We start from the raw sequence: 22,189 nt of genomic DNA, 5'->3' as shown, positions 1-22,189 counted from the left end.
GCGGGGGGAATTTAGGCTATACTGCCCTGGCCCTGCTAAATGATTTAATTGCTGCGCTAGTTAGAGTAGGGGAATGCGGAACAGACAGAGGACCTAGGCCAGTCCGGGTTGAACTGTATTTTATACATCTAGATGCTGAATTTTAAGCTAATTTCCCGAACTAGCTGTATTTCATCAGACTGTTGAAAAAGCCCCTATCTAGATCACATTACCGCGTTAATTTGGTATAATATAGGTAATATATTGAAAGTGTGGTGTGCGAATTGCCTAACATTCAACAAGATAGAAATCAAATTGAATTGGTTAGTATAGATATGCTTGTACCAAAAGATCATTTACTACGAATCATTGATGAAAACGTAGATTTTTCATTTATTACCGAGATGACTCGCCCCTACTATCACGGCACATTAGGGAGGCCTCCAATTCACCCGATTCGTCTTTTCAAAATGATGCTGATTGGTTATTTATATGGCATTCACTCCGAAAGGCAATTAGAGCAAGAAATTAAAACGGACGTAGCCTACCGCTGGTTCCTTGGTCTAGGCTTAACGGATCCTGTGCCGGATCACTCGACGATTAGTTACAACCGTAATGTGCGATTCAAAGGATCTACCATTTTTCAAGACATTTTTGACGAAGTAGTCCGTTTGGCCATCCGTCATAACATGGTAGGGGGACGTGTTCTCATTACTGATTCAACGCACATCCAAGCTAACGCGAATAAAAATCGTTCATCGATGCAAGTTGTGACGGAAACGCCCCTTGAATATTTAAAAGAATTGGAGACAGCTATTAATCAAGAACGAGAGCGTCATGGAAAAAAGCCGCTGCCGCCCGTGAAAAACGAAACGATTGAAAAAAAACTGCGAGTGAGTAACACCGATCCAGAAAGTGGCTTTATGAAGCGTAAAGGCAAACCCGAAGGGTTTTATTATTTGGATCATCGTACAGTCGATCACAAATTCAATCTCATTACGGATGTCCATGTTACCCCTGGAAATGTGAATGACTCAACCGTTTATATAGAAAGACTTCAAAGACAGATCGATACATTTGACTTTCACAATACGTTAGAAGCTGTTGCTTTGGATTCAGGATATATGACGCCCTACATATGCAAAAAAACAAGCGAGATGGGTATTTTCAGTGTCATCGCTACTCGTAATGCCCCTACAGCAGAGGGGACTATACCCAAAGAAGAGTTTTCCTATGACCCGCAACAAGACGCTTATATATGTCCCAATGGATCTAAGCTGACTTACCACACAACCAATCGCAATGGATACAAAGAATATATGTCCAACCCTGACTTATGTGGCCAATGCCCATTATTGGATAGCTGTACATCAAGCAAAAATCGTAAACGTAAAATTCAGCGGCATGTTTGGGAAGGGTTTAAAGAGCGAGTAGAAGCGAATTACCGTAGCTCTTCAGGACAGATCTTGTATAAGCTCCGTTGTAAAACAGTTGAGCGAAGCTTCGCGGATGCCAAAGTGCTCCATGGGCTTCGCATTTCCCGTTTGCGTGGCCGGGAAAAAGTGCAGGAACAAGCACTGATGACTGCCATAGTGCAGAACATTAAGAAAATAGCAAGGCACCTAGCCAAGCTTTTTTCTCGTACAAACGGGAACTCACCTTATATTTTAATCCTTTCGATTCTGGATTTCCGTGGAAAGTATGTTTTCTTGCATAGAAAATCAATTACTTCAACAGTCTGAGGAAATACAGTTATTAATACGAATTTATGATCGAACGTATTATTTAACTGTAACAAATACAGGCCTGTTATTTAACAAAAAGTGGATAGAAAAGGCCGCCAACTGGGTAATCGATTGTATACCACTACTCTCGACCTAGGAGGCGACCTCATGAACAAGTCTACCATGTTTCTAAACCTGTTCAAAGTATGGTAACTGAAGAAGAAGTAAAAAAGCTTGTCGCACAATTCGGTTACGAGGATACTGCCCGAAAGTGTACTGTTTATCAGCTGTTATCGTTCTTTGCCCAAGCTGCATTTGGCCAGTGGAATAGTTATCGTCATGGTACACTTCAAACTTCACAATGCGGTTTGCCAAAGATGGATTATTCGTCCTTATCAAAAAAGGCCAAAAACGTTCCCTTTGAGATTTTCAAACAGCTGTTTCATCTTTATGTTCAAAAATGTAATCGCCGAACCCAGAGAAAACTTAAATTTCCTAAAGAACTCCTCATTACAGATTCGACCAAAATTACGGTAGGAGTAGGAAGACTACCTTGGGCCCCACTCAAAGGCAGTCGGGCCGGTGTTAAAGTCAACGTGGCTTTTCGTCCATCGATTGGCAGCTGCATCAAATTGTAGAGTCGATAGGGAATTACCATGATATTTGTAGCAGTGACGCGCTTTTTGATTCTGCTTTTATTAATGTTGCCGACCGGGCCTATGCCAAGTGCAAGCGATTCGACAATTATGCGGAACAGAAACGTGATTTTGTGATTCATTTGAAGGATGAGGTAGTTCTTCATGAACCACGCCCTTCCCGTCGCCAAAGACCAGAAGACTCGTTTATTGAACTGGACGTTACCTGCCAACTAGGTACAGGAGTCAACCGTTCTCGGCTTCGGCACCGGGTTGTGAAGTTCGGGATCCTGCAGGGAACCCTGTCATTTTAGGTAACCAGCCTAAAGCGGATTTCTGCTGAGAAAATCGCTGAAATCTATAAGCTTCGCTGGCAAATTGAAGTATTTCCTCCGTTGGATTAAACAGCATTTAAATGTCCCTGCGTTATTCGGTACGACGCCTAAGGCGGTATGCAGCCAACTATATATCGCTTTATTGGTCTATGTGTTGTTAAAGAGTGTTTATGATGAAATTCATCCGAATGTGCCTTCTTTAGCACTCTCTCTTTTGTCAATTTTACTCGCCGACTTAGTCTGCAACTTTTGCCTGCTGACTGGGTTGTATTGCTCTATTAATTCAAGGTTCCAAAATATGGATAACCAACAGACCTGTAACAAATACAGTTAGTGTATTTTCAGCTAGTGGCTGTATCCAGTGCAGGTTCTAAGTATATGTATCCTGTTGTCTAAACCAATTCAGCACAACTCTATTAGCGGTGTGTAAATTCCATGATTACCGAATCCAGCGCCATTCGGAGTGCTAATGAGTGTCACATGTGAATACCGAACGAGCGGCCATTATGAGTGCCTTAACACACATACTATGAATCCTATATATCAGCGCCATATCCTAGTGTCGCTCCGAGTGTGTCGATCGCCTGGTACCACGCGCAGATCCTAGATCGCGGTGCATTGCTGCATGACGGCGGTCGGTCGAACCACATAAGAATTCCTTACGGAATATGTTATGTTCCTTGCCTTGTTCACTGCCTAGTTCCTTGTCGTGTATGTTCATTTCTGAATGTGTTTCTTATCGTGAATATCCTTAACCATGTACCTTACCATTGCATTACCATGTGCCTTACTATGTGCCGGTGCCTTGCCCTAATTTAGTTCGCGATATAGAAAGAGCAGATCCAGTCCTATGGACAAAATCTGCTCTGGCTCTTCAACAATGCTTAAGCCCATCCTATGATAAAACGTATCATATGCTATAGCTCATCATATACTACAACTCACCATATGCTAGTGCACACCATTTATTTGCTTTTTTCCAAATACTCCTGTACCCATTGCCCGGTTGCCTGCAATTTCTCCTCGGCCCGGCTGATTGCGGCTGCCACTTGGCTTGTTGCCGTACCGCCGTATACGTTGCGGGCGTTAACGACCGTTTCAGGCTGAAGTACCTCGTAAATGCTGTCATCAAACAGCGGTGAAAATTGCTTGAATTCCTCCAAAGAGAGGTCCAGCAAATATTTATTGTGCTGGATGCAATACAGCACCGTCTTACCGATAACCTCATGGGCCTGGCGAAACGGCAAACCCTTATTCGCCAGGAAGTCGGCGATGTCGGTCGCATTGGAGAAGTCCTTGTTCACTGCTTCGCGCATTTGCTCTTTGTTCACTTTCATCGTGGCAATCATCGGAGCGAATAACTGCAGTGCCCCCTGCAGTGTAGCTACAGTGTCAAACATACCTTCCTTATCTTCCTGCATATCTTTATTGTAAGCCAACGGCAAAGATTTCAGCACAGTCAAGAGCCCCATCAAATTGCCGTACACGCGCCCCGTCTTGCCACGGACAAGCTCCGGCACGTCTGGATTCTTTTTCTGCGGCATAATGCTGCTGCCGGTACAAAATGCGTCGTCCAATTCGACAAAACGGAACTCGGTACTGCTCCACATCACGAGTTCCTCGCTCAAGCGCGACAAATGCATCATCAAAATCGATGCGTCCGCCAAAAACTCTAGAATGAAATCACGGTCACTGACCGCATCCAGGCTATTTTCATAGACACTGTCGAACTGTAGCTGCTCAGCTACGAAATGGCGATCAATCGGGAAGGTCGTTCCTGCAAGGGCCCCCGCGCCGAGCGGCAAAACGTTAATCCGCTTGTAGCTGTCCTGCAGGCGCTCGATATCCCGTCCAAACATCGAGACATAAGCCAGCAAATGGTGAGCGAACAGAATCGGTTGAGCCCGCTGTAAATGGGTATAACCCGGTACAATGGTATCCAGGTTCGCTTTGGCTTGTCCAATCAGAGCTTCCTGTAAATCGTGCAGCAGGCCTACAAATTCTACAACACGCTTCCGCAGATAAAGATGCATGTCCGTCGCCACCTGATCATTGCGACTGCGGCCTGTATGCAGTTTGCCGCCGACCGGGCCGATCTCCTCAATCAGATTTTTCTCGATATTCATGTGAATATCCTCGTCAGAGACGGAATACTCCAGCTCTCCGCGACGGATTTTCTGCAGAACGGACTGCAATCCTTCCTTAATCTTCTCAGCGTCACCTTCAGGCACGATTCCACATTTGGCCAGCATCGTCACATGCGCCAAACTTCCCTGCACATCCTCTTCGGCCAGCGCCTTGTCAAACTCGATGGATGCAGTATATTGTTCAACTAATTTGTTGGTCTGCTTCGTAAAGCGGCCTCCCCACAGCTTGCTCACCTGATTCACTCCTTATCTGTTTCAACATCTGTTTCAAAACCTGATCTATTTCGAATATATTCTACTCGAATTTTCAAAATTAGAATCTATCTGCATATTAGGCTGTCCTCACTATGCTATTGGACAACTAAGGTTACTCTACACCTACACTCTAAGGTTACTCTACACCTACACTTAACTGCTCCACCATTCGAATAGTTCGTGCTATGCGTACATTAAATGGATTTCACGTATCTAATTACGATCTAAACAAATGTTTCAGGGAATAAGATGGATTCTATGTACCTAGATCAAGAATCCATCCCATAATTGGCTATTTCCCTTCTCCCAACAACATGAAATCCACTTAAAACTTTTCTACCCTCTTTACTGCAAAAACTAACTACTAAAAACCCATTTATTAAATCAAACGATTAAAATGGACGTGGGGCAAGCACATAAATTTGTTTTTTTGACAACTGTCCCACTGTTACTCCCCAAGCTTCTTGGATATTAGAGACCCATAAATTTATAAGAAGCAGAAAAACAGTTATAAAGGCAACCATAACAACACAACAACAACAACAACACAACAACAACAAACTCAAATCAAACACAAACATAAACACAACTCTTCACTTCAGGAGGCATCTCTCTTTCAAATAACCTACTACCATTTGTTAAAAAGGTACTTCAGTGTTCAATAATCTGTTTCGCTTGTTAAAAAGGTACTTCGGTGTTCAATAATCTGTTTCGCTTGTTAAAAAGGTACTTCAGTGTTCAATAATCTGTTTCGCTTGTTAGAAAGTTGCTTCGGTTCATTAACCTACTACATTTATCCCCAATAACTTGCTTCGTTTGTCCAATAACCTGCCTCGTCTGCTCGGAGCAACACTTCTTACTTACCGCTTTGTTCCACACCGGAGCTCACTTTCAGGCGCAGCGCGTTCAAACGGATAAAGCCGGTAGCATCCCCTTGATCGTAGGCTTCCGTCGGGTCGGCCTCCATCGTAGCGATATCCGGATTGTAAAGGCTGACTGGGCTTTTGACGCCGGCAGCGATGATATTTCCTTTATATAGCTTCACACGAACCGTTCCCGTCACGTTTTTCTGGCTTTCCGTAACAAGCGCCTGCAAAGCAAGGCGTTCCGGGGCAAACCAGAAGCCATTATATACGAGCGTGCTGTAGCGGGTAATCAAGCTGTCGCGCAGATTCATCACTTCGCGATCCATTGTGAGGGATTCCATTTTGCGATGAGCGGTAAATAGAATCGTCCCCCCCGGCGTCTCATACACACCGCGGCTCTTCATTCCGACAAAGCGGTTCTCAACCATATCTACCCGGCCAATGCCGTGCTTACCGCCAAGCTCATTCAGCTTCTCCATCACGCCGAGCGGATCCAGACGCTGCCCATTGAGGCCAATGCAATTGCCTTGCTCGAATTCCAGCTCCAAATATTCCGGCTCATCCGGCGCATCCTCTGGAGCAACGCTCAACAAGTACATATCCTTGCTCTCCGCTGCGCTTGCATCGAACCAAGGATCCTCAAGAACGCCACTCTCATAGCTAATATGCAGTAAATTGCGGTCCATCGAATAAGACTTCGCAGCAGACGCTGTTACCGGAATGCCATTCTCTTCCGCGTAAGCGATCATTTCGGCGCGGCCTGGGAAACGGTCGCGGAATTCACTTAGGCGCCATGGCGCAATCACTTCAATTTCCGGAGCCAGGCCTGCAGCAGCCAGTTCGAATCTCACCTGGTCGTTGCCTTTCCCCGTAGCGCCGTGAGCGATAGCCATCGCCCCTTCAGCACGCGCGATTTCTACCATACGCTTTGCGATCAGCGGACGAGCAATACTCGTACCCAGCAGATATTGCCCCTCATACATGGCACCCGCCTGGAACATCGGGTAAATGAAATCTTTGGCGAATTCCTCGCGAAGATCGTCAATGTAGACTTTAGAAGCCCCGGTGGCCAATGCTTTGGCTTCCAGTCCGTCCAATTCTTCTTTCTGGCCGATATCTGCCGTAAAAGCGATAATTTCCGCGTCATAAGTTTCTTTAAGCCACTTTAGAATAATAGATGTGTCCAAGCCGCCTGAGTAGGCTAATACGATTTTATTTTTTGCCATAATGAATGTTCCTCCTAAAAAGTGTATGTTACCACTATCCAATCAATGCCGCCATCAGGGCTTTCTGAGCATGAAGACGGTTCTCCGCCTGGTCAAAAATAATCGAGTTCTTGCCGTCGATAACCCCTTCGCTTACTTCCTCGCCGCGATGGGCCGGTAAACAGTGCATAAACAAATAATCCGGTTTGGCATGCTGTACCAGCTCTTCATTGACCTGATAATCAGCAAAAGCCGCCTCGCGCGCCTTCTGCTCTTCCTCAAAGCCCATGCTAGCCCAGACATCCGTATAAATGACGTCCGCCTGCCGGGCAGCCGCCTTCGGATCACGAATGACCTCAATGACCGCCCCGGTCGCTTTAGCAATTTGCTGCGCCTCCGCAGTGATTTTTGCATCCGGCTCATAGCCTTCCGGGCTCGCCACAGAAATATGAACTCCCAGTTTCGCGCAGCCGATCATCAGGGAATGTGCCATATTATTGCCATCGCCGATATAAGCCAGCTTCAAGCCCTTCAAAGCTCCCTTATATTCGTAGATGGTCTGCAAGTCCGCCAGCACTTGGCACGGGTGGGCCAGATCGCTCAGCCCGTTAATAACCGGAACGGATGAATAGCGGGCTAGCTCGACGACATTCTCATGACCAAAGGTGCGAATCATAATCCCGTCCAAATATCTCGACATAACGGCAGCCGTATCGGCAATCGTTTCGCCGCGGCCGAGCTGGATATCATTTTTGCTCAGGAACAGGGCATGCCCGCCGAGCTGATAGGTTCCTACTTCGAAGGATACTCGTGTCCGCGTCGAGGATTTTTCAAAAATAAGACCGACAGTTTTTCCTTTTAACGGATGATAAACTTCACCCTTCTTATGCTTCGTCTTAATCTCAACCGCCAAATCAATTAAATATTGTATTTCTTCCGTCGTATAATCACTGAGCTCAATGAAATCGCGGCCGCTCAGATTAATCTTATTATGCTTCGTTGCATCGGGTTGACTCATTTTATGCTTCCTCCTCAGATGTATAGGCAGAAATAATCGCGGCCAGCGTTTCGACGGCCTGATCAATCTCCTCCCGGCTCACGTTCAAGTTAGGCAGCAGGCGAATAACATTCGGTCCTGCCGTCACGAACAGCAATTTTTTCTTCTGGCCCTCGATAACCAATTCAGCCACCGGTTCGGCGCACTCGATACCGATCAGCAGGCCTTTGCCACGGATCGCCTTTACGAACGGTTCATCCTGGAAAGCCTCGTGAAGCCGCTCTTGCAAGTATTTGCCCATTTTCTCGGCACGCTGCGGGATTTTATCCTCAAGCATCGTCTCGATCGTAGCCACGACCGCAGCCACTGCTACCGGGTTGCCGCCGAATGTCGTTGCGTGACTGCCTGGCGTGAACGCTTCACGCAGGTATTCCTTAGCCAGCATCGCCCCAACGGGAAGTCCGCTCGCAATGCCCTTGGCCGAGGTAAAAATGTCCGGCTCAATACCGTAATGCTCATGTGCAAACCACTTTCCGGTACGCCCCATTCCTGTTTGCACCTCGTCCACGATCAGAAGGAGACCTTCTTTCTTGCAAAGCGCGACAAGCTCTTGAACAAAGTCCGGGTCTACCGGATATACACCGCCCTCGGCCTGAATCATTTCCAGCATAACCGCAGCCGTATTCGGCCCAATGGCATTTTTTAATGCCTGTATATCATGCAATGGCACTGTCTTAAAGCCTTCCGGAAGCGGCAGGAAGCCATCCTTGACCTTCTGTTGACCCGTAGCCGTCAGCGTAGCCAGCGTTCGTCCATGGAAGGACTGCTCAAAGGTAATCACTTCATAACGATCCGTTCCTTTTACCTTCTGATGATAACGACGCGCCAGCTTAATCGCGGCTTCATTCGCCTCCGCTCCGCTGTTGCAGAAAAATACGACATCAGCACAGGTAACCTCCGTCAGCAGCTGCGCAGCTTTCTCCTGCCCTGGGATATGGAACAAATTCGATACATGCCACAGCTCATCCAGCTGAGCTTTTACTTTGGCTGTAACCTTCTCCGGGGCATGCCCCAAGTTCGTGACCGCCAGCCCGCTCATAAAGTCGAGGTAACGATTCCCCTGATCATCCCAAAGCCAGCTGCCATGTCCTTTGACGAGACTGATTGGATAGCGGGCATAGCTGGGAAAGAGTGCGCTCTTTACCCCTTTGTCCTCAGCCTGGGGTGCCTTTGCTTCTTTAAGATCACTTTGTGCCATCGCTTGTCAACTCCTATCGTTTGGATAAACATTCTCTTTATTCACTCTATTAAATATAACGCAGGTAAAAATAGCAGGGCTACTGCATCCGCACAATTTTTGTCCCGATTTTTTCGCCGGACAGCACCCGGCTCAAAATCCCCGGCTCGCTGCCATCCACGATGACGACCTCTTGCACTTTACCGTGAATGCAGGCAATGGCTGCACGCACCTTCGGAATCATGCCGCCGTAGATTTCTCCGGTTTGAATCATGTCCTCGATTTCCTGAACCGTTACGGTAGGAAGCACTCTTTTTTCACCGTTCAAAGTTTTTAGAATCCCTGGCACATCGGTCACGACGATCATCCGCTCTACCCCGAGCTCGGACGCTACCGCCCCCGCCGCCGTATCCGCATTAATATTATAGCGTTGACCATTCGCGTCCACGCCGAGAGGGGCAATGATCGGCATAAATCCAAGCTGCACGATGCCTTCAATTAGCGCTCCTTCGACTTTGGTAACATCACCGACAAGGCCAACCTCCGCACTGGCCGCTACGGGTTCTGCCGTGATCAACTGGCCGTCTATACCGGACAAGCCAAGTGCCTTGCCCCCGGACTGACCGATCCGCCGCACGATGCCCTTATTAATGCTTCCGGCAAGCACCATCTCCACGACGTCAAGCACTTCCTCCGACGTATATCGAAGTCCGTTCACAAATTTAGTTTCAATACCCAGTTTACTAAGATTGTCGGAGATCGCCGGCCCGCCCCCATGGACGATAATCGGGCTTACCCCGTTCTTCTGCAGCTTCACCAGATCCTCGAAAAAGGAATCCGGAAGCTCTGCGAGCGTGCTGCCTCCACACTTCATGACAAACGTACCGTTTGCCTTAAGCTGTTCACCTGTTGTCTTGTTGTTATCCAACGCTGTTCTCATCACTCCAAAACCCCTCTTTCGAATCTCATGGATTAAATTATGATTGCACTCTTATGTCCTGAATATTAAGCACAATTAGGTACGGTAAGCCGCATTAATTCGTACATAATCATAGGTCAAGTCACAGCCCCAAGCCGTGGCCCGGCCTTCACCGTTATGCAAATGAACATGAATAACCACCGTGTCTCCCTGCAGGTAGGCCAGTGCCTCTTCCTCATCAAAAGAGATCGGGCGTGAGTCCGTCAGCACTGGAATGCTGCCCAGCGAAATATCCACCGTCTCCGGGTTCACCGGCTCTCCCGCACGGCCCACCGCCGCGATAATTCTACCCCAGTTCGCATCGGCGCCGAATACCGCAGATTTCACCAGGCTTGAGCCGATCACCGTCTTGGCAATAGCTCTCGCGGACAGATCGCTGACCGCCCCTTCCACGTTCACTTCTACAAGTCGTGAGGCTCCTTCCCCGTCACGAGCAATGGCCTTGGCGAGAAACTCGCACACATAGCCGAAGCCTGCCACGAAGCTCTCCCAATCGGGATGCTCCGGTGTTAATGCTTCATTACCCGCAAGCCCGCTCGACATAGCCAGCAGCATATCATTCGTGCTCGTGTCGCCGTCCACTGTGATCATGTTGAAGGTGGCATCGGTCGTCATCCCCAGCAGAGCTTGCAATGCCTCGGGCTTAATGACGGCATCTGTCGTTACAAAGCCAAGCATCGTAGCCATGTTCGGATGAATCATGCCCGAGCCTTTAGCCGCTCCGGCGATGCTTACTTCTCGACCATTCACGTTCAGCTTCACACAGACCTCTTTCTTCACAAGGTCGGTGGTTAAGATCGCTTGGCAGAACTCCTCCGCGCCGTCGGCTCCTGCCGTCAATACTGCCGGCAAACCTTGAATTCCCGCGTTCACCCGATCCATCGGCAGAAGCTCACCGATAACACCCGTGGACGCCACGGCAACCTCCTCAGGACGCACTCCGAAGGCTTCTGCTGCCGCTGCACGCATGGCATAGGCATCCTCTTCGCCCTGTTTGCCTGTGCAGGCATTGGCATTTCCGCTGTTCACGATGATCGCCCGCAGCCGCTGGCCGCTAGAAGCGATGCTTTCGCGCGTCACCTTGAGCGGCGCGGCCTGAAACACATTCAATGTGTATACGGCTGCTGCCACGGCAGGCACTTCGCATACGATCGCGCCGAGATCGTTGCGCGTTGTTTTTTTTAAGCCGCAATGCAGGCCTCCAGCCTGAAATCCCTGCGGCGTTGTAACCGTACCCTCTGTAACTACCGTGAACTTACTAACCTCTCTCATGACGATCTCCCCTCGTTATTACGGATAAACCGGGCTTAGCTTCAGTCCCGTCGTTTCATCCCAACCCATCATTAGATTCAAATTCTGAATGGCCTGACCTGCCGCGCCTTTTACAACATTATCAATCACAGATACAATCGTTAATCTTCCCGTACGATGATCGGCCGCAAATCCGATATCACAATAGTTCGAACCGAACACTTCCTTCGTCGCCGGCCATTGGCCCGCCTCCCGAATCCGCACGAACGGTCTACCTTCATAATACTGACGATACAACTCGGTTAAGTCCTCATTAGTATAGGTGCCATTGAGTTGGGCATACATCGTGCACATAATCCCCCGCGTCATGGGTACCAAATGGGTCGTAAACGTGACTGTCACTGGCTCTCCTGCGATTTGAGTCAAGTTTTGCTCGATCTCCGGAATGTGCTGATGCTTATTAATTTTATATGCTTTTAAATTCTCATTAATTTCTGCATAATGCGTCATCAGGCTGGTGCCCCGGCCCGCACCGGAAACCCCTGACTTCGCATCGATTATAATCGAGGCCGGATCGATCCAACCTGCGCTTAGCGCCGGAATCAATCCCAGCAGCGTCGCTGTCGGGTAGCAGCCCGGGTTCGAAATGAATTCCGCTCCGCCGACATCGTCGCCGTTAATTTCACATAGCCCGTATACCGCCTGTTCCAGTACCTGCTCATCCGGCGCATCATGTTTGTACCAAGCTTCATAGACGGAACTATCCTTGATGCGGAAATCTCCAGAGAGGTCAATAACCTTGACACCCGTTTCCAACAATTGAGGTACGAGCTTACTGCTTACCCCGGAAGGTGTTGCCGTAAATACAACATCTGCTTTTTTTGCAATCTCGACCGGATCAACCCCATCCAAATCACTCACCAAAATGCCCGTTAAATGCGGAAACCCATCCGTAATTGGCAGCCCGGCACTAGAGGCCGAAATAACGGAGACGATCTCCGCCTGCGGATGTCCCAATAAAAAACGAATCAGCTCCACACCCCCGTACCCCGTGGAGCCGATGATAGCAACTTTTACTTTGTTTGCGTGCCCTTGCGAATTTTCGAGTGCATCTGAGTTGGCGGTTGCGTTCAAGTTTACATTTCCGTTTACCTGATCAGTCACAGTCATAACCTCTCTTTCCTCTCCTACAATTTCGGTATATCTTTAGACGTTCCCTGCTAACTTGCGATCCGAAAGTAAAATATGTATTATTATACGATTATACTAATATAAATACAACTAGCTTGCATAATTATTTGAGCATTTTGCATTAACCTGAGCCCTTGCTAGACAAAGGTTTTCAAACATAAAAAAAGGACTTCACCCCAACTTGGAGAAGTTTTCAAGTGACAAAACAAGAAAACCCAAGGGGGAGAAGTCACTATGTATATTCTACAAGAAAGTCTATTTTCCTTTGAAGAACTTCAAAAACTTGAATTTAAAGAACGTTTGCCTATCTTCTTCAGCGCCCTGGACTTACGGCCATATGCTAAAGAATTGAGAAGTCATTCACCCCGAGGTGCCGATGGGCACTGCCGACAAGGGATTCTTCGCGCATTGCTTGCAGCGCCGCTGGAGAACATGGATACATTTAGCGGCTTGCATCGTCGTCTGGATATGGATCTTCGTTTCCGTTACCAATGCGGACTCAGGCTTGATCGAAAAGCTCCATCAATCGCCACATTAAGCCGCGTTTTCACTGAGCTAACGAATAAGGGATTGGCAAAACGTCTGTTTGAGGATCTCGTCACACGCTGTAAGCAGGAAGGAATCATCGATGGAAGTCACGTGGCGATGGACAGCGCAGCGATCCATGCCTACGAGAAGAAACAGCCGAAGCGCAAAAGTGAGCTGACGGGGAATGCCAACTGGGGCGCGAAGTTTGACTCCTTTGGTAACAAGGTCAAGTGGTTCGGCTATAAGCTTCATCTTGCTGTCGACACCGCTAGCGAACTGCCCCTGGCCCTCTCGGTTACACCGGCTCATGTCAATGACGGTGATCTGGCACCCGCTCTTATGGAACAAGTGGCTGCCGATGCGAAAGTGAAGTTCTTTGTGTTTGATGCTGGGTATGACCAACTTAAAAACTATGAAGCGGCACGGAAGCTCAAAGCGCAAGCGATTATCCCGATGAATCTTCGCAATGAGAAGGAACCGCCTGCAGGTATAACATCTAACGGTACACCTTGCTGCTCCATGGGTTTTGCCATGACATACTGGGGAGTAGATGGCGATCACCTGAAATTCCGGTGTCCCCATGCGACCGGCAAGGTGGATTGTCCGCTGGGGATGGCAGCCTGTTCATCTTCCAACTATGGAATGGTGCTCAAGGTTGATACAAAAAGCGATTTGCGCCGTTATTCAAGTCCGCACCGGAACACGAAACGTTGGCAAGAACTTTACAAAGAAAGAACGAGTGTAGAACGCTGCAACTCCCGAATGAAAACCTATTTGACCGCAGACGCCATGCATGTTTGGGGCATAGAGAAAGTCATAACTCACCAATATTTAAATGCAATTGTATTGCTGGCTTCTGCCCTGGCAATGGCTCAGAAATACAGAAAAGTCGCTGCTTAAAATTTTGAATGCGCAGAAAATTCTGCAGGTCTGCCCATTTTTGAAAACCGAGTGGATTTAGCTGAAAATGCACCACCAACTAGGTCTAGGTTCTGCTATTCAATTCTCAAATAGGGAATTATGCAAAATGCTCATTTATGAAAGTAAATTTGTTGATTGAGTGTAAATGGGGGTGTTAGCCATGATTAGATTAAAATCCCTTTTTCTGAAAAAAGGACTTCCACGTTAAATTAGCTGTGTAAACCGCAAAGCCTTCGACCAATAAAAAAAGAATCCAAGCTTAGCACTATGCTGCCCAGATTCTTATCCTGCATCATTTAATTCTGTTTGCTCCCTCTTCCTAATGAAAAGCCCTCGCCAAGAACCTCATGAGCATTCGAAATAATTACAAATGCCGTAGGCTCGATCGATTGAACCAGCGTCTTGAGATGCGTCACCTCACTCTGCCCGACCACGACCATCAACACTGTTCTGTCATCTCCGGTATAGCCCCCTTGAGCGGACAGTTTGGTCAGTCCTCGATCCAAGTGATGCAGTATCCCTTCCGTGATTTCCTCCGTCTTATCGGCGATTATGTAAGCTACCTTCGTGTAGTTGAAGCCAAGCTCGATTACGTCAATAAATTTGCCCGTAATGTATAGGCCAATCAACGCGTACAGCGCCTGTTCCAGTGACAGCACAGCACCTGCCAGCACAATAACCAGTCCATCCATCAGCACTACGCAAAGCGAAAGGCTGAGCCCGCTGTACTTCTGAATGATCTGCGCCGCAATCGATAGTCCCCCGGTTGAACCTCGTCCTCGAAAAACGAGCCCCAAGCCTAAGCCAACACCTATCCCTCCATACAAAGAGGCCAGCAGCGGGTCCGTCGTAGGCGCAATCCAATCCTTGGTCAAAAAGACGAACAGCGGCATAACTACCGTACCCAGCAAGGATCGAAGCGCATAATACCGCCCTAGCAATACGAATCCTGCAACAAACAAAGGAATATTCAGCGCCCATTGCGTGTATGCCGGTTCGATGTTAAAGAGCGACTTAGCGATGATTGATAGCCCCGAAACCCCGCCGGATGCAATGTCACTAGGCAAGAGAAACAAGTTAAAGGCCATGGCGGTAATAAATGATCCGATTAAGATCATCAGCGTATCCAGCACATGCCGGAGCGGGCCATTTAAAGGAATGTAATCACTAGGTCTGCGTTTATGCAACTTTGTTGGCACGATATTCCTCCTTACTTTACTCCAAAAAAATTCCTACACGCATATGGAATATGCTAGTGTAGGAATTCCTTTTCAAATCGATGAATCATTTTTAGGCTTCTGTGCGAATTTGACTGCGCAGATATCCATCAATGAATGGATCAAGCTCCCCGTCCATAACCGCTCCCACATTCCCGGTCTCCACCGAAGTACGATGATCCTTCACCATACTGTAAGGATGGAACACGTAGGAACGGATTTGACTGCCCCAGGCAATATCCGATTGCTCCCCGCGAATTTCGTCCAGTTCTTTCTGCTGCTCCTCGAGCTTCTGCTCATATAGCTTGGAACGGAGCATCGTCATCGCCCGCTCGCGGTTCTTAATCTGGGAGCGTTCATTCTGACAGGTGACGACGATTCCCGTAGGGATATGCGTAATCCGTACCGCGGAATCCGTCGTATTAACATGCTGTCCACCGGCTCCGCTAGCCCGGTATGTGTCGATCTTCAGATCCTCTGTTCGAACCTCGATATCCACATCATCCGTAATCTCCGGCACAACATCACAGGATACAAAAGAGGTATGCCGTCTTCCTGAAGAATCGAATGGAGAGATCCGCACCAGACGATGCACCCCTTTCTCCGCCTTCAGGTAGCCGTAAGCATTGTATCCTTTGATCAGCAATGTCACACTCTTGATTCCCGCCTCGTCACCCGGCAGATAATCCAGTGTCTCGACCTTGAAGCCATGCTTCTCCGCCCATCGGGTGTACATCCTCAGCAGCATTTGCCCCCAGTCCTGTGACTCGGTGCCTCCAGCACCGGGATGCAGCTCAAGAATCGCATTCAACTTATCGTAGGGTGAATTCAGCAGAAGCTGAAGCTCAAAATCCTCCAACTTCTTCAGCAAGCCGTCGATAGATACGCCGATATCAGCGACAAGATCTTCGTCGCCCTCTTCCTCAGCGAGTTCAGCCATCATCGCCATATCATCGTACTCCTGCTGTAATGATTCGTACTGATCCACCGAGGACTTGATGGCGTTCAGCTCAGCAATCACTCCTTGAGCCTTATCATTATCATCCCAGAAGTCTGGGGCAGCCATCTTCTCTTCGTAATTTGCAATCATTTCATGCTTGAGGTCTAAGTCAAAGAGACCCCCTAAGGTTGGATAGTTTCTTCGCGATTTCACGCATATCCTGCTTAATGTTCGGGTCGATCATCGTTGTTCATTCACCTTCCCAATTGTACTTAAGGTACGGTCATGTCTCTTGCAAAACCAATGTCCCTGCCTTAGTAACATAACGCTAGTTCATAGCTAGCCAAATCTTTGGCCAGCTTACGCATTCTGGCCGTGGCAGTGCTTGTATTTCTTACCGCTACCGCACGGGCATGGATCATTGCGTCCGATTTGCTCGCCGCGCTGAACCGGACGCTTCTCGGCAGGCTCACCGCTAGTAGAGATCTTGCTCTCGTCTACGACCGCCTGACGCTCCTGGTTGCCCTCGACATGAGCCTTCATAATATATGTCGCAACCTCTTCCTGGATGCTGGCTACCATCTGATTAAACATTTCATAGCCTTCGAATTGATATTCACGAAGCGGATCGGTACCACCGTAGGCGCGAAGATGTATGCCTTGACGCAGCTGATCCATCGCATCAATATGATCCATCCACTTGCTGTCAACTGCACGCAGCGCAATAACCTTCTCGAATTCGCGAACCATTTCCGGCCCTAGCGCTTCCTCGCGCTCATTGTATTTGGTCATCACTTTATCGAAAATAAACTCGATCATCTCGCTTGGTTCTTTGCCCCATAGATCATCTTTGGTAATCGAGCCTTCGTCCAGTAATTTAGCATTCATATAATCAGCTACGTCTTGCAGCTCCCAGTTTTCCGGAATTTCATCTGCCGTATGCGCTTCAACTACTCGTTCGATAACCGGCTTGATCATATCGATTACAATTTGCTTAATGTTATCGGATTCTAGCAGTTCGCGACGCTGCTTATAAATAATTTCACGCTGCTGGTTCATAACATCGTCATATTGAAGGACAACTTTACGAACGTCGAAGTTGTTCCCCTCAACCCGCTTCTGGGCGGATTCGACGGCACGGGTAATCATCTTGCTCTCGATCGGCTGATCCTCTTCAAATCCAAGGCGCTCCATCATATTTAGCACGTTATCTGCGCCAAAACGCTTCATCAGTTCATCGCCAAGCGACAAATAGAACTGTGTAGAGCCCGGGTCGCCCTGACGGCCCGCACGTCCGCGAAGCTGGTTATCAATCCGGCGAGATTCATGACGCTCAGTACCGATAATATGCAGTCCGCCAATTTCGGCCACACCTTCGCCAAGCAGAATATCCGTACCACGCCCAGCCATATTCGTGGCAATCGTAACAGAGCCTGGCTCACCTGCGCGGGAAATAATTTCAGCTTCCTCCGAGTGATATTTCGCGTTGAGTACCTTATGCTTGATCCCTTTACGCTTGAGCATTTCAGACAGCAGCTCGGAGTTCTCAATCGACACCGTTCCTACCAGGATCGGTTGGTTGTTCTTATGCCGATTCACAATTTCTTCGACAACTGCCCGGAATTTGCCCTCCTCACTCTTATAGACAACATCCGGCATATCAATACGTATATTCGGACGGTTCGTTGGAACTTGAAGAACTTCGAGACCATAGATTTTCTTGAATTCCTCTTCCTCGGTCTTCGCCGTACCTGTCATACCGGCCAGCTTACGATACATCCGGAAATAGTTCTGGAACGTAATCGTCGCCAGCGTCATGCTCTCATTCTGTACCTCGATGCCTTCCTTCGCCTCAATCGCCTGATGCAGCCCTTCGCTATAACGGCGTCCAGCCATCAAACGGCCCGTAAACTCATCGACGATGACGACCTCGTCCTCGGTTACGACGTAGTCTACGTCACGGCGCATAATGGCGTTTGCCTTCAGCGCTTGAACAATATGATGATTTAACGTGATATGGGCATGGTCATACAAGTTGTCGATTCCAAAAGCACGCTCAGCCTTGGCGACCCCTTTCTCTGTCAAAGAAACAGCCTTAACTTTAATATCGACCGTAAAGTCCTCTTCAGGCACAAGCCTCTTAATGAAACGGTCAGCTGCATAATACAGCTCCGTTGATTTTTGAGCTTGTCCAGAGATGATCAGCGGCGTACGCGCCTCATCAATTAGAATCGAATCTACTTCGTCAATAATACAGAAATAAAGCGGACGCTGAACCATCTGTTCCTTGTAGAGAACCATGTTGTCACGCAAATAGTCAAAACCGAACTCATTGTTCGTTCCATAAGTAATGTCACACGCGTAAGCTTCTTGCTTATCCGAATGCTCCATTCCGCTGAGGTTCACCCCAACAGTCATGCCAAGAAAATTATAAATTTGTCCCATTTGCTCACTATCGCGTTGTGCCAAATAATCGTTGACGGTAACGACATGTACACCTTTACCAAGGAGCGCATTCAAATAAACCGGCAAGGTACCAACCAATGTTTTCCCTTCACCGGTCTTCATCTCGGCAATGCGGCCTTCATGGAGAGCTATTCCCCCGATTAACTGTACATCAAAATGACGCATCCCCAGCGTTCTGCGCGAAGCTTCTCTTACCGTAGCAAACGCTTCAGGAAGCAGCTCGTCCAGAGTTTCGCCCTTCTCGATCCGCTCGCGGAACTCGGCCGTTTTGCCCTGCAACTGCTCGTCCGACAGCGCCTCGAATTTCGGTTCTAATTTATTGATTAAGTCCACCGTCTTCATAAGACGTTTGACATCACGTTCATTCGTGTCGCCAAATATCTTCTTTACTATTCCTAGCATAGTTAACCCCTTTCACGGCTAAACAAATGATTTACCTAAATTGTAACAGTTTGTAAGGCATGCCGCAACACGCGCCGTCACGTTTCCTGCGGCGATTTCCACATCCATTTTATAATAGCCAAAACGTCTATAAAACTATTTTTATAACACACTGAACGCATTCAACGGTCATTTTCCCAACCGTACCGGGAAGTTGGGACTCCGAATTCGATACGTCCTATAATCTAAAAAGAGCCCTATCCGCGGGCGGATAAGGCTCGTGTCCTTAAGTTCAATTGCAAGAATTACCAGATCATTCATACAATCGTCATGATTGGATACGCTATACTAATCCTGCTCGATCAAACCATATTTCCCATCGTTCCGTCGATAGACGACGTTCAATTCTTTGGTATCAATATTGGAGAATACAAAGAAATTATGGCCGATCATATTCATTTGCAGTATCGCTTCTTCCACATCCATAGGTTTCATAGTAAACCGCTTCGTGCGGACGACTTCCAGATCATCACTATCCGCTTCATCTACCGCCACGGAACCGCCGTTCTCAACGAACAGGCTCTTCAGGCTGCCTTCCTGACGGAACTTGCGGTTGATCTTCGTTTTATGCTTGCGTATTTGGCGTTCGAGCTTGTCCACGACGGCATCAATCGATGCGTACATGTCATCACTACGATCCTCAGCGCGAAGCATGACGCCGGTCAAAGGAATAGTTACCTCCACCGTATGCAAACCGCGTACGACACTCATAGTGACGTAGCCTTCTGAGGTAGGGGGTGCTTCAAAGTACTTATCAAGTCGACTGAGCTTCTTGTCCACATAATCTCGCAGTGCTTCAGTCACTTCAATTTGCTGTCCACGAATACTAAAATTCATAGGGCACTCCTCCTTTGCTTTGCACCATTATTATACCATGGTGTTAGCGCAATGTAAAAAGTGTAAACGCAGGATTAAGAGCAAAAAAAGGATCAAATCCCGCAGCACAAGGCGCTTGGGTTTGATTTTTAGTCTTAACTCAAAATTAAAGACCCGAGGTTGCCCCCAGGTCTGTGCTAGCGAATCTTCAATTGTTAACCATCGTACCGTTATATGTAGGTCGGCTCTGCCGGATGATTATAATTTGATTACGTTAGCCGCTTGCGGTCCGCGAGCGCCTTCAACGATCTCGAACTCTACAGCTTGTCCTTCTTCCAGCGTTTTGAAGCCTTCGGATTGAATAGCCGAGAAATGTACAAACACGTCTGCGCCTTCTTCCGTTTCGATAAAGCCATAACCCTTCTCTGCGTTAAACCATTTCACTTTACCTTGCATTCACTAACATTCCCTTCATTATCAAATAAGAGTGTGAAGCATGCTCACATTTCTGACTATACCACTCCAGCTTAAATCGTGTCAATTGGAAAAGAAAAGGTTTTACTGTTAATTTATTGTAAAACTTTGTCGCAAAAAGAGGATTGACCCATTTAGCTAGCAGAAGTAGAAATGCGCTCGTACTTTATTACCCCAAAAGGGTGGGGGTGAAACAGGGAACGTTTGTATTATAATATTGTGAAATTTTATATATCATTTTTTAATATCTATTCCTTAATTAAAACAACCATAAGAGCCCATGAATCAGAATTTTCATTTTTTAAAGAATCACAAATAGCTTTCAGATATAGAGAGTTGTGTTCGACAACTCTGCTGAACGCCTGAATAATGCCAACAGCAAGTTCTGGACTCATCCGTTTATTATAAGTCGCTACACCATGAATTTGAAATCTAACCATAGAGTAAAGGGCAACGAGCTGAATGTAATCTTCGAGAATGTTCGTCCCCTTATTAAATAAAAATAATCTCTCAAACACCTGATTTACTAAGTAGTTTTCAAGAATGTATGAATGCTCCCTAACAAAGGGAGTGAAGTGTTGGTTATTCCCTTCATTAAAAGCCTCTATAGATAGATTATCATCAGCAGAATCTAATAGAAACGCTTTTATTGTTTTCTCAGTGTATTCCTTATATTTTATATGCTCATCTCTAGAAGAGAGCAATAATTCTTTTAGCAATTTTATTTGTATATGAGTTGTCTTTGGCAGTTTCTCAAGCTGCATTTTAAGAGTTGGAGAACTCATTTTAACTTTATATTCATTTATAATTTCATGGATAACAAGCTCGTTGTTAAGCTCTTTTACGGCGTAGAGTCTTTTGCAAAGCATACCTAAAAAAATCAATCTATCAGGAACGGATAATGTTCTATTCTGTAAAATTTCAATAATAAATATTCTGATTGGCCAAAAACAACGTTCCCATGTCTCCTCAGCCGTATTTAAATTTATACTAAGTTTATATCTTGTGTCCATCCATTCCTCTACAACATCAAATTGCATGATCTCTGTGTTCAAAAGAGCTAACCGTGCTACTTCCGGGCAAGATAGCTTTGCGGATAATTCCACACGTTGATCTACTATATTAACTTTTCGAGGGTACTGCAAACACGCAACTGATAGTAAATCCTCACCATATTTCTTTTGAACTCCGCACAAACCATGATCCATAAAACCGCATGCCCCATTATCTAATTTAATATAACTATAATTGTCATCAGAAGACGGGTTATCATTTCTTTTAATATACTCCCTAAATTTTAACGCCATACCTTTATCATTAATTTTACGGTATTTTTTATAGGTCCCCTTATCAATATTAATTTTCCAACCTGCACAGCATGTATCCGGACAATCCTGGCCAACACACTCGAATTCATTCATATACTGGGGTCTCAAAACTTCAAATTTCTTTTTCATAATTGTCCTCTCTTGGTAAGCTGTCCAATAGAATTTATAACCTTACTAGTTGCTAATTTACCTGTGAATAATCTTTTGTTTTAAAGGCTCTACAAAATTAGCAGCAATATATTTTATATCGGTCATCA

The 22,189-nt window shown here is 46.9% G+C and carries 15 protein-coding genes and 1 pseudogene; 3 read left to right on the top strand and 13 right to left on the bottom strand.

Annotated features, from left to right (window positions below; all coding sequences use genetic code 11):
* Nucleotides 1-254: 254 nt before the first annotated feature.
* A pseudogene (locus EIM92_RS06715) lies at nucleotides 255-1,610 on the top strand (IS1182 family transposase); the annotation flags it as partial.
* A gap of 299 nt (nucleotides 1,611-1,909) precedes the next feature.
* Nucleotides 1,910-2,341: a hypothetical protein gene (locus tag EIM92_RS06710; protein WP_125082026.1), complete on the top strand. Its 432-nt coding sequence runs from the start codon at nucleotides 1,910-1,912 to the stop codon at nucleotides 2,339-2,341.
* A 1,297-nt stretch (nucleotides 2,342-3,638) separates the two neighbouring features.
* On the opposite strand, the gene argH is transcribed toward EIM92_RS06710, so the two are convergent.
* From argH to argC, 7 genes are all read right to left on the bottom strand, one after another.
* Complete coding sequence (gene argH, locus EIM92_RS06705) at nucleotides 3,639-5,054, bottom strand: argininosuccinate lyase (protein ID WP_125082025.1); 1,416 nt, start codon at nucleotides 5,052-5,054, stop codon at nucleotides 3,639-3,641.
* Between the two features lie 877 nt (nucleotides 5,055-5,931).
* Nucleotides 5,932-7,167 (bottom strand): argininosuccinate synthase, encoded by a 1,236-nt coding sequence (locus EIM92_RS06700; RefSeq protein WP_125082024.1) that lies wholly within the window; start codon nucleotides 7,165-7,167, stop codon nucleotides 5,932-5,934.
* 34 nt (nucleotides 7,168-7,201) lie between these two features.
* Nucleotides 7,202-8,164 carry an ornithine carbamoyltransferase gene (gene argF, locus EIM92_RS06695; protein WP_125082023.1) on the bottom strand — a complete coding sequence of 321 codons (963 nt, stop codon included), beginning with the start codon at nucleotides 8,162-8,164 and terminating at the stop codon, nucleotides 7,202-7,204.
* Nucleotide 8,165: 1 nt separating this feature from the next.
* Nucleotides 8,166-9,401: an acetylornithine transaminase gene (locus EIM92_RS06690; protein WP_125082022.1), complete on the bottom strand. Its 1,236-nt coding sequence runs from the start codon at nucleotides 9,399-9,401 to the stop codon at nucleotides 8,166-8,168.
* 79 nt (nucleotides 9,402-9,480) lie between these two features.
* The gene (gene argB / locus EIM92_RS06685) at nucleotides 9,481-10,320 is read right to left on the bottom strand and encodes an acetylglutamate kinase (protein WP_125082021.1); all 840 of its coding nucleotides are present in this window, start codon (nucleotides 10,318-10,320) and stop codon (nucleotides 9,481-9,483) included.
* A gap of 75 nt (nucleotides 10,321-10,395) precedes the next feature.
* Nucleotides 10,396-11,631 (bottom strand): bifunctional glutamate N-acetyltransferase/amino-acid acetyltransferase ArgJ, encoded by a 1,236-nt coding sequence (gene argJ, locus EIM92_RS06680; RefSeq protein WP_125082020.1) that lies wholly within the window; start codon nucleotides 11,629-11,631, stop codon nucleotides 10,396-10,398.
* An 18-nt stretch (nucleotides 11,632-11,649) separates the two neighbouring features.
* Entirely contained in the window at nucleotides 11,650-12,780 is a 1,131-nt protein-coding gene (gene argC, locus EIM92_RS06675) for an N-acetyl-gamma-glutamyl-phosphate reductase (protein WP_125082019.1), read from the bottom strand.
* 255 nt (nucleotides 12,781-13,035) lie between these two features.
* Here argC and EIM92_RS06670 point away from each other — a divergent pair, with 255 nt between their 5' ends.
* The gene (locus EIM92_RS06670) at nucleotides 13,036-14,229 is read left to right on the top strand and encodes a transposase (RefSeq protein ID WP_125081264.1); all 1,194 of its coding nucleotides are present in this window, start codon (nucleotides 13,036-13,038) and stop codon (nucleotides 14,227-14,229) included.
* Nucleotides 14,230-14,546: 317 nt separating this feature from the next.
* Here the strand turns inward: EIM92_RS06670 and EIM92_RS06665 are convergent, their stop codons facing one another.
* The 6 genes from EIM92_RS06665 to fliB all read right to left on the bottom strand — a co-directional run bounded on the left by EIM92_RS06665 (nucleotide 14,547) and on the right by fliB (nucleotide 22,061).
* Entirely contained in the window at nucleotides 14,547-15,449 is a 903-nt protein-coding gene (locus EIM92_RS06665) for a YitT family protein (RefSeq protein WP_125082018.1), read from the bottom strand.
* Between the two features lie 91 nt (nucleotides 15,450-15,540).
* A protein-coding gene (gene prfB / locus EIM92_RS06660; RefSeq protein WP_125082017.1) for a peptide chain release factor 2 occupies nucleotides 15,541-16,651 on the bottom strand; the annotation gives its coding sequence in 2 pieces (ribosomal slippage) (nucleotides 15,541-16,578 and nucleotides 16,580-16,651; 1,110 coding nt in all).
* A 116-nt stretch (nucleotides 16,652-16,767) separates the two neighbouring features.
* Nucleotides 16,768-19,275: a preprotein translocase subunit SecA gene (gene secA, locus EIM92_RS06655; RefSeq protein ID WP_125082016.1), complete on the bottom strand. Its 2,508-nt coding sequence runs from the start codon at nucleotides 19,273-19,275 to the stop codon at nucleotides 16,768-16,770.
* Between the two features lie 327 nt (nucleotides 19,276-19,602).
* The gene (hpf, locus tag EIM92_RS06650; RefSeq protein ID WP_125082015.1) at nucleotides 19,603-20,151 is read right to left on the bottom strand and encodes a ribosome hibernation-promoting factor, HPF/YfiA family; all 549 of its coding nucleotides are present in this window, start codon (nucleotides 20,149-20,151) and stop codon (nucleotides 19,603-19,605) included.
* Nucleotides 20,152-20,388: 237 nt separating this feature from the next.
* On the bottom strand, nucleotides 20,389-20,586 hold the full coding sequence (locus EIM92_RS06645) for a cold shock domain-containing protein (protein ID WP_125082014.1): 198 nt from the start codon (nucleotides 20,584-20,586) through the stop codon (nucleotides 20,389-20,391).
* A gap of 266 nt (nucleotides 20,587-20,852) precedes the next feature.
* Nucleotides 20,853-22,061, bottom strand: coding sequence for a flagellin lysine-N-methylase (fliB, locus tag EIM92_RS06640; RefSeq protein WP_125082013.1), 1,209 nt, complete (start codon nucleotides 22,059-22,061; stop codon nucleotides 20,853-20,855).
* Nucleotides 22,062-22,189: the final 128 nt, after the last annotated feature.

The organism is Paenibacillus lentus (genome assembly GCF_003931855.1).
GTDB lineage: Bacteria > Bacillota > Bacilli > Paenibacillales > Paenibacillaceae > Fontibacillus > Fontibacillus lentus.
Note: the sequence above shows the minus strand (reverse complement) of the source record. Positions and strands in the feature narration are given on the sequence as shown.

Coding starts and splice junctions, on each gene's coding strand:
- EIM92_RS06645 (WP_125082014.1), bottom strand. CDS start 20,586: ATGCAAGGTAAAGTGAAATGGTTTAACGCAGAGAAGGGTTATGGCTTT.
- argF (WP_125082023.1), bottom strand. CDS start 8,164: ATGAGTCAACCCGATGCAACGAAGCATAATAAGATTAATCTGAGCGGC.
- argB (WP_125082021.1), bottom strand. CDS start 10,320: ATGAGAACAGCGTTGGATAACAACAAGACAACAGGTGAACAGCTTAAG.
- hpf (WP_125082015.1), bottom strand. CDS start 20,151: ATGAATTTTAGTATTCGTGGACAGCAAATTGAAGTGACTGAAGCACTG.
- EIM92_RS06690 (WP_125082022.1), bottom strand. CDS start 9,401: ATGGCACAAAGTGATCTTAAAGAAGCAAAGGCACCCCAGGCTGAGGAC.
- fliB (WP_125082013.1), bottom strand. CDS start 22,061: ATGAAAAAGAAATTTGAAGTTTTGAGACCCCAGTATATGAATGAATTC.
- EIM92_RS06670 (WP_125081264.1), top strand. CDS start 13,036: ATGTATATTCTACAAGAAAGTCTATTTTCCTTTGAAGAACTTCAAAAA.
- argC (WP_125082019.1), bottom strand. CDS start 12,780: ATGACTGTGACTGATCAGGTAAACGGAAATGTAAACTTGAACGCAACC.
- EIM92_RS06700 (WP_125082024.1), bottom strand. CDS start 7,167: ATGGCAAAAAATAAAATCGTATTAGCCTACTCAGGCGGCTTGGACACA.
- EIM92_RS06710 (WP_125082026.1), top strand. CDS start 1,910: ATGGTAACTGAAGAAGAAGTAAAAAAGCTTGTCGCACAATTCGGTTAC.
- secA (WP_125082016.1), bottom strand. CDS start 19,275: ATGCTAGGAATAGTAAAGAAGATATTTGGCGACACGAATGAACGTGAT.
- argJ (WP_125082020.1), bottom strand. CDS start 11,631: ATGAGAGAGGTTAGTAAGTTCACGGTAGTTACAGAGGGTACGGTTACA.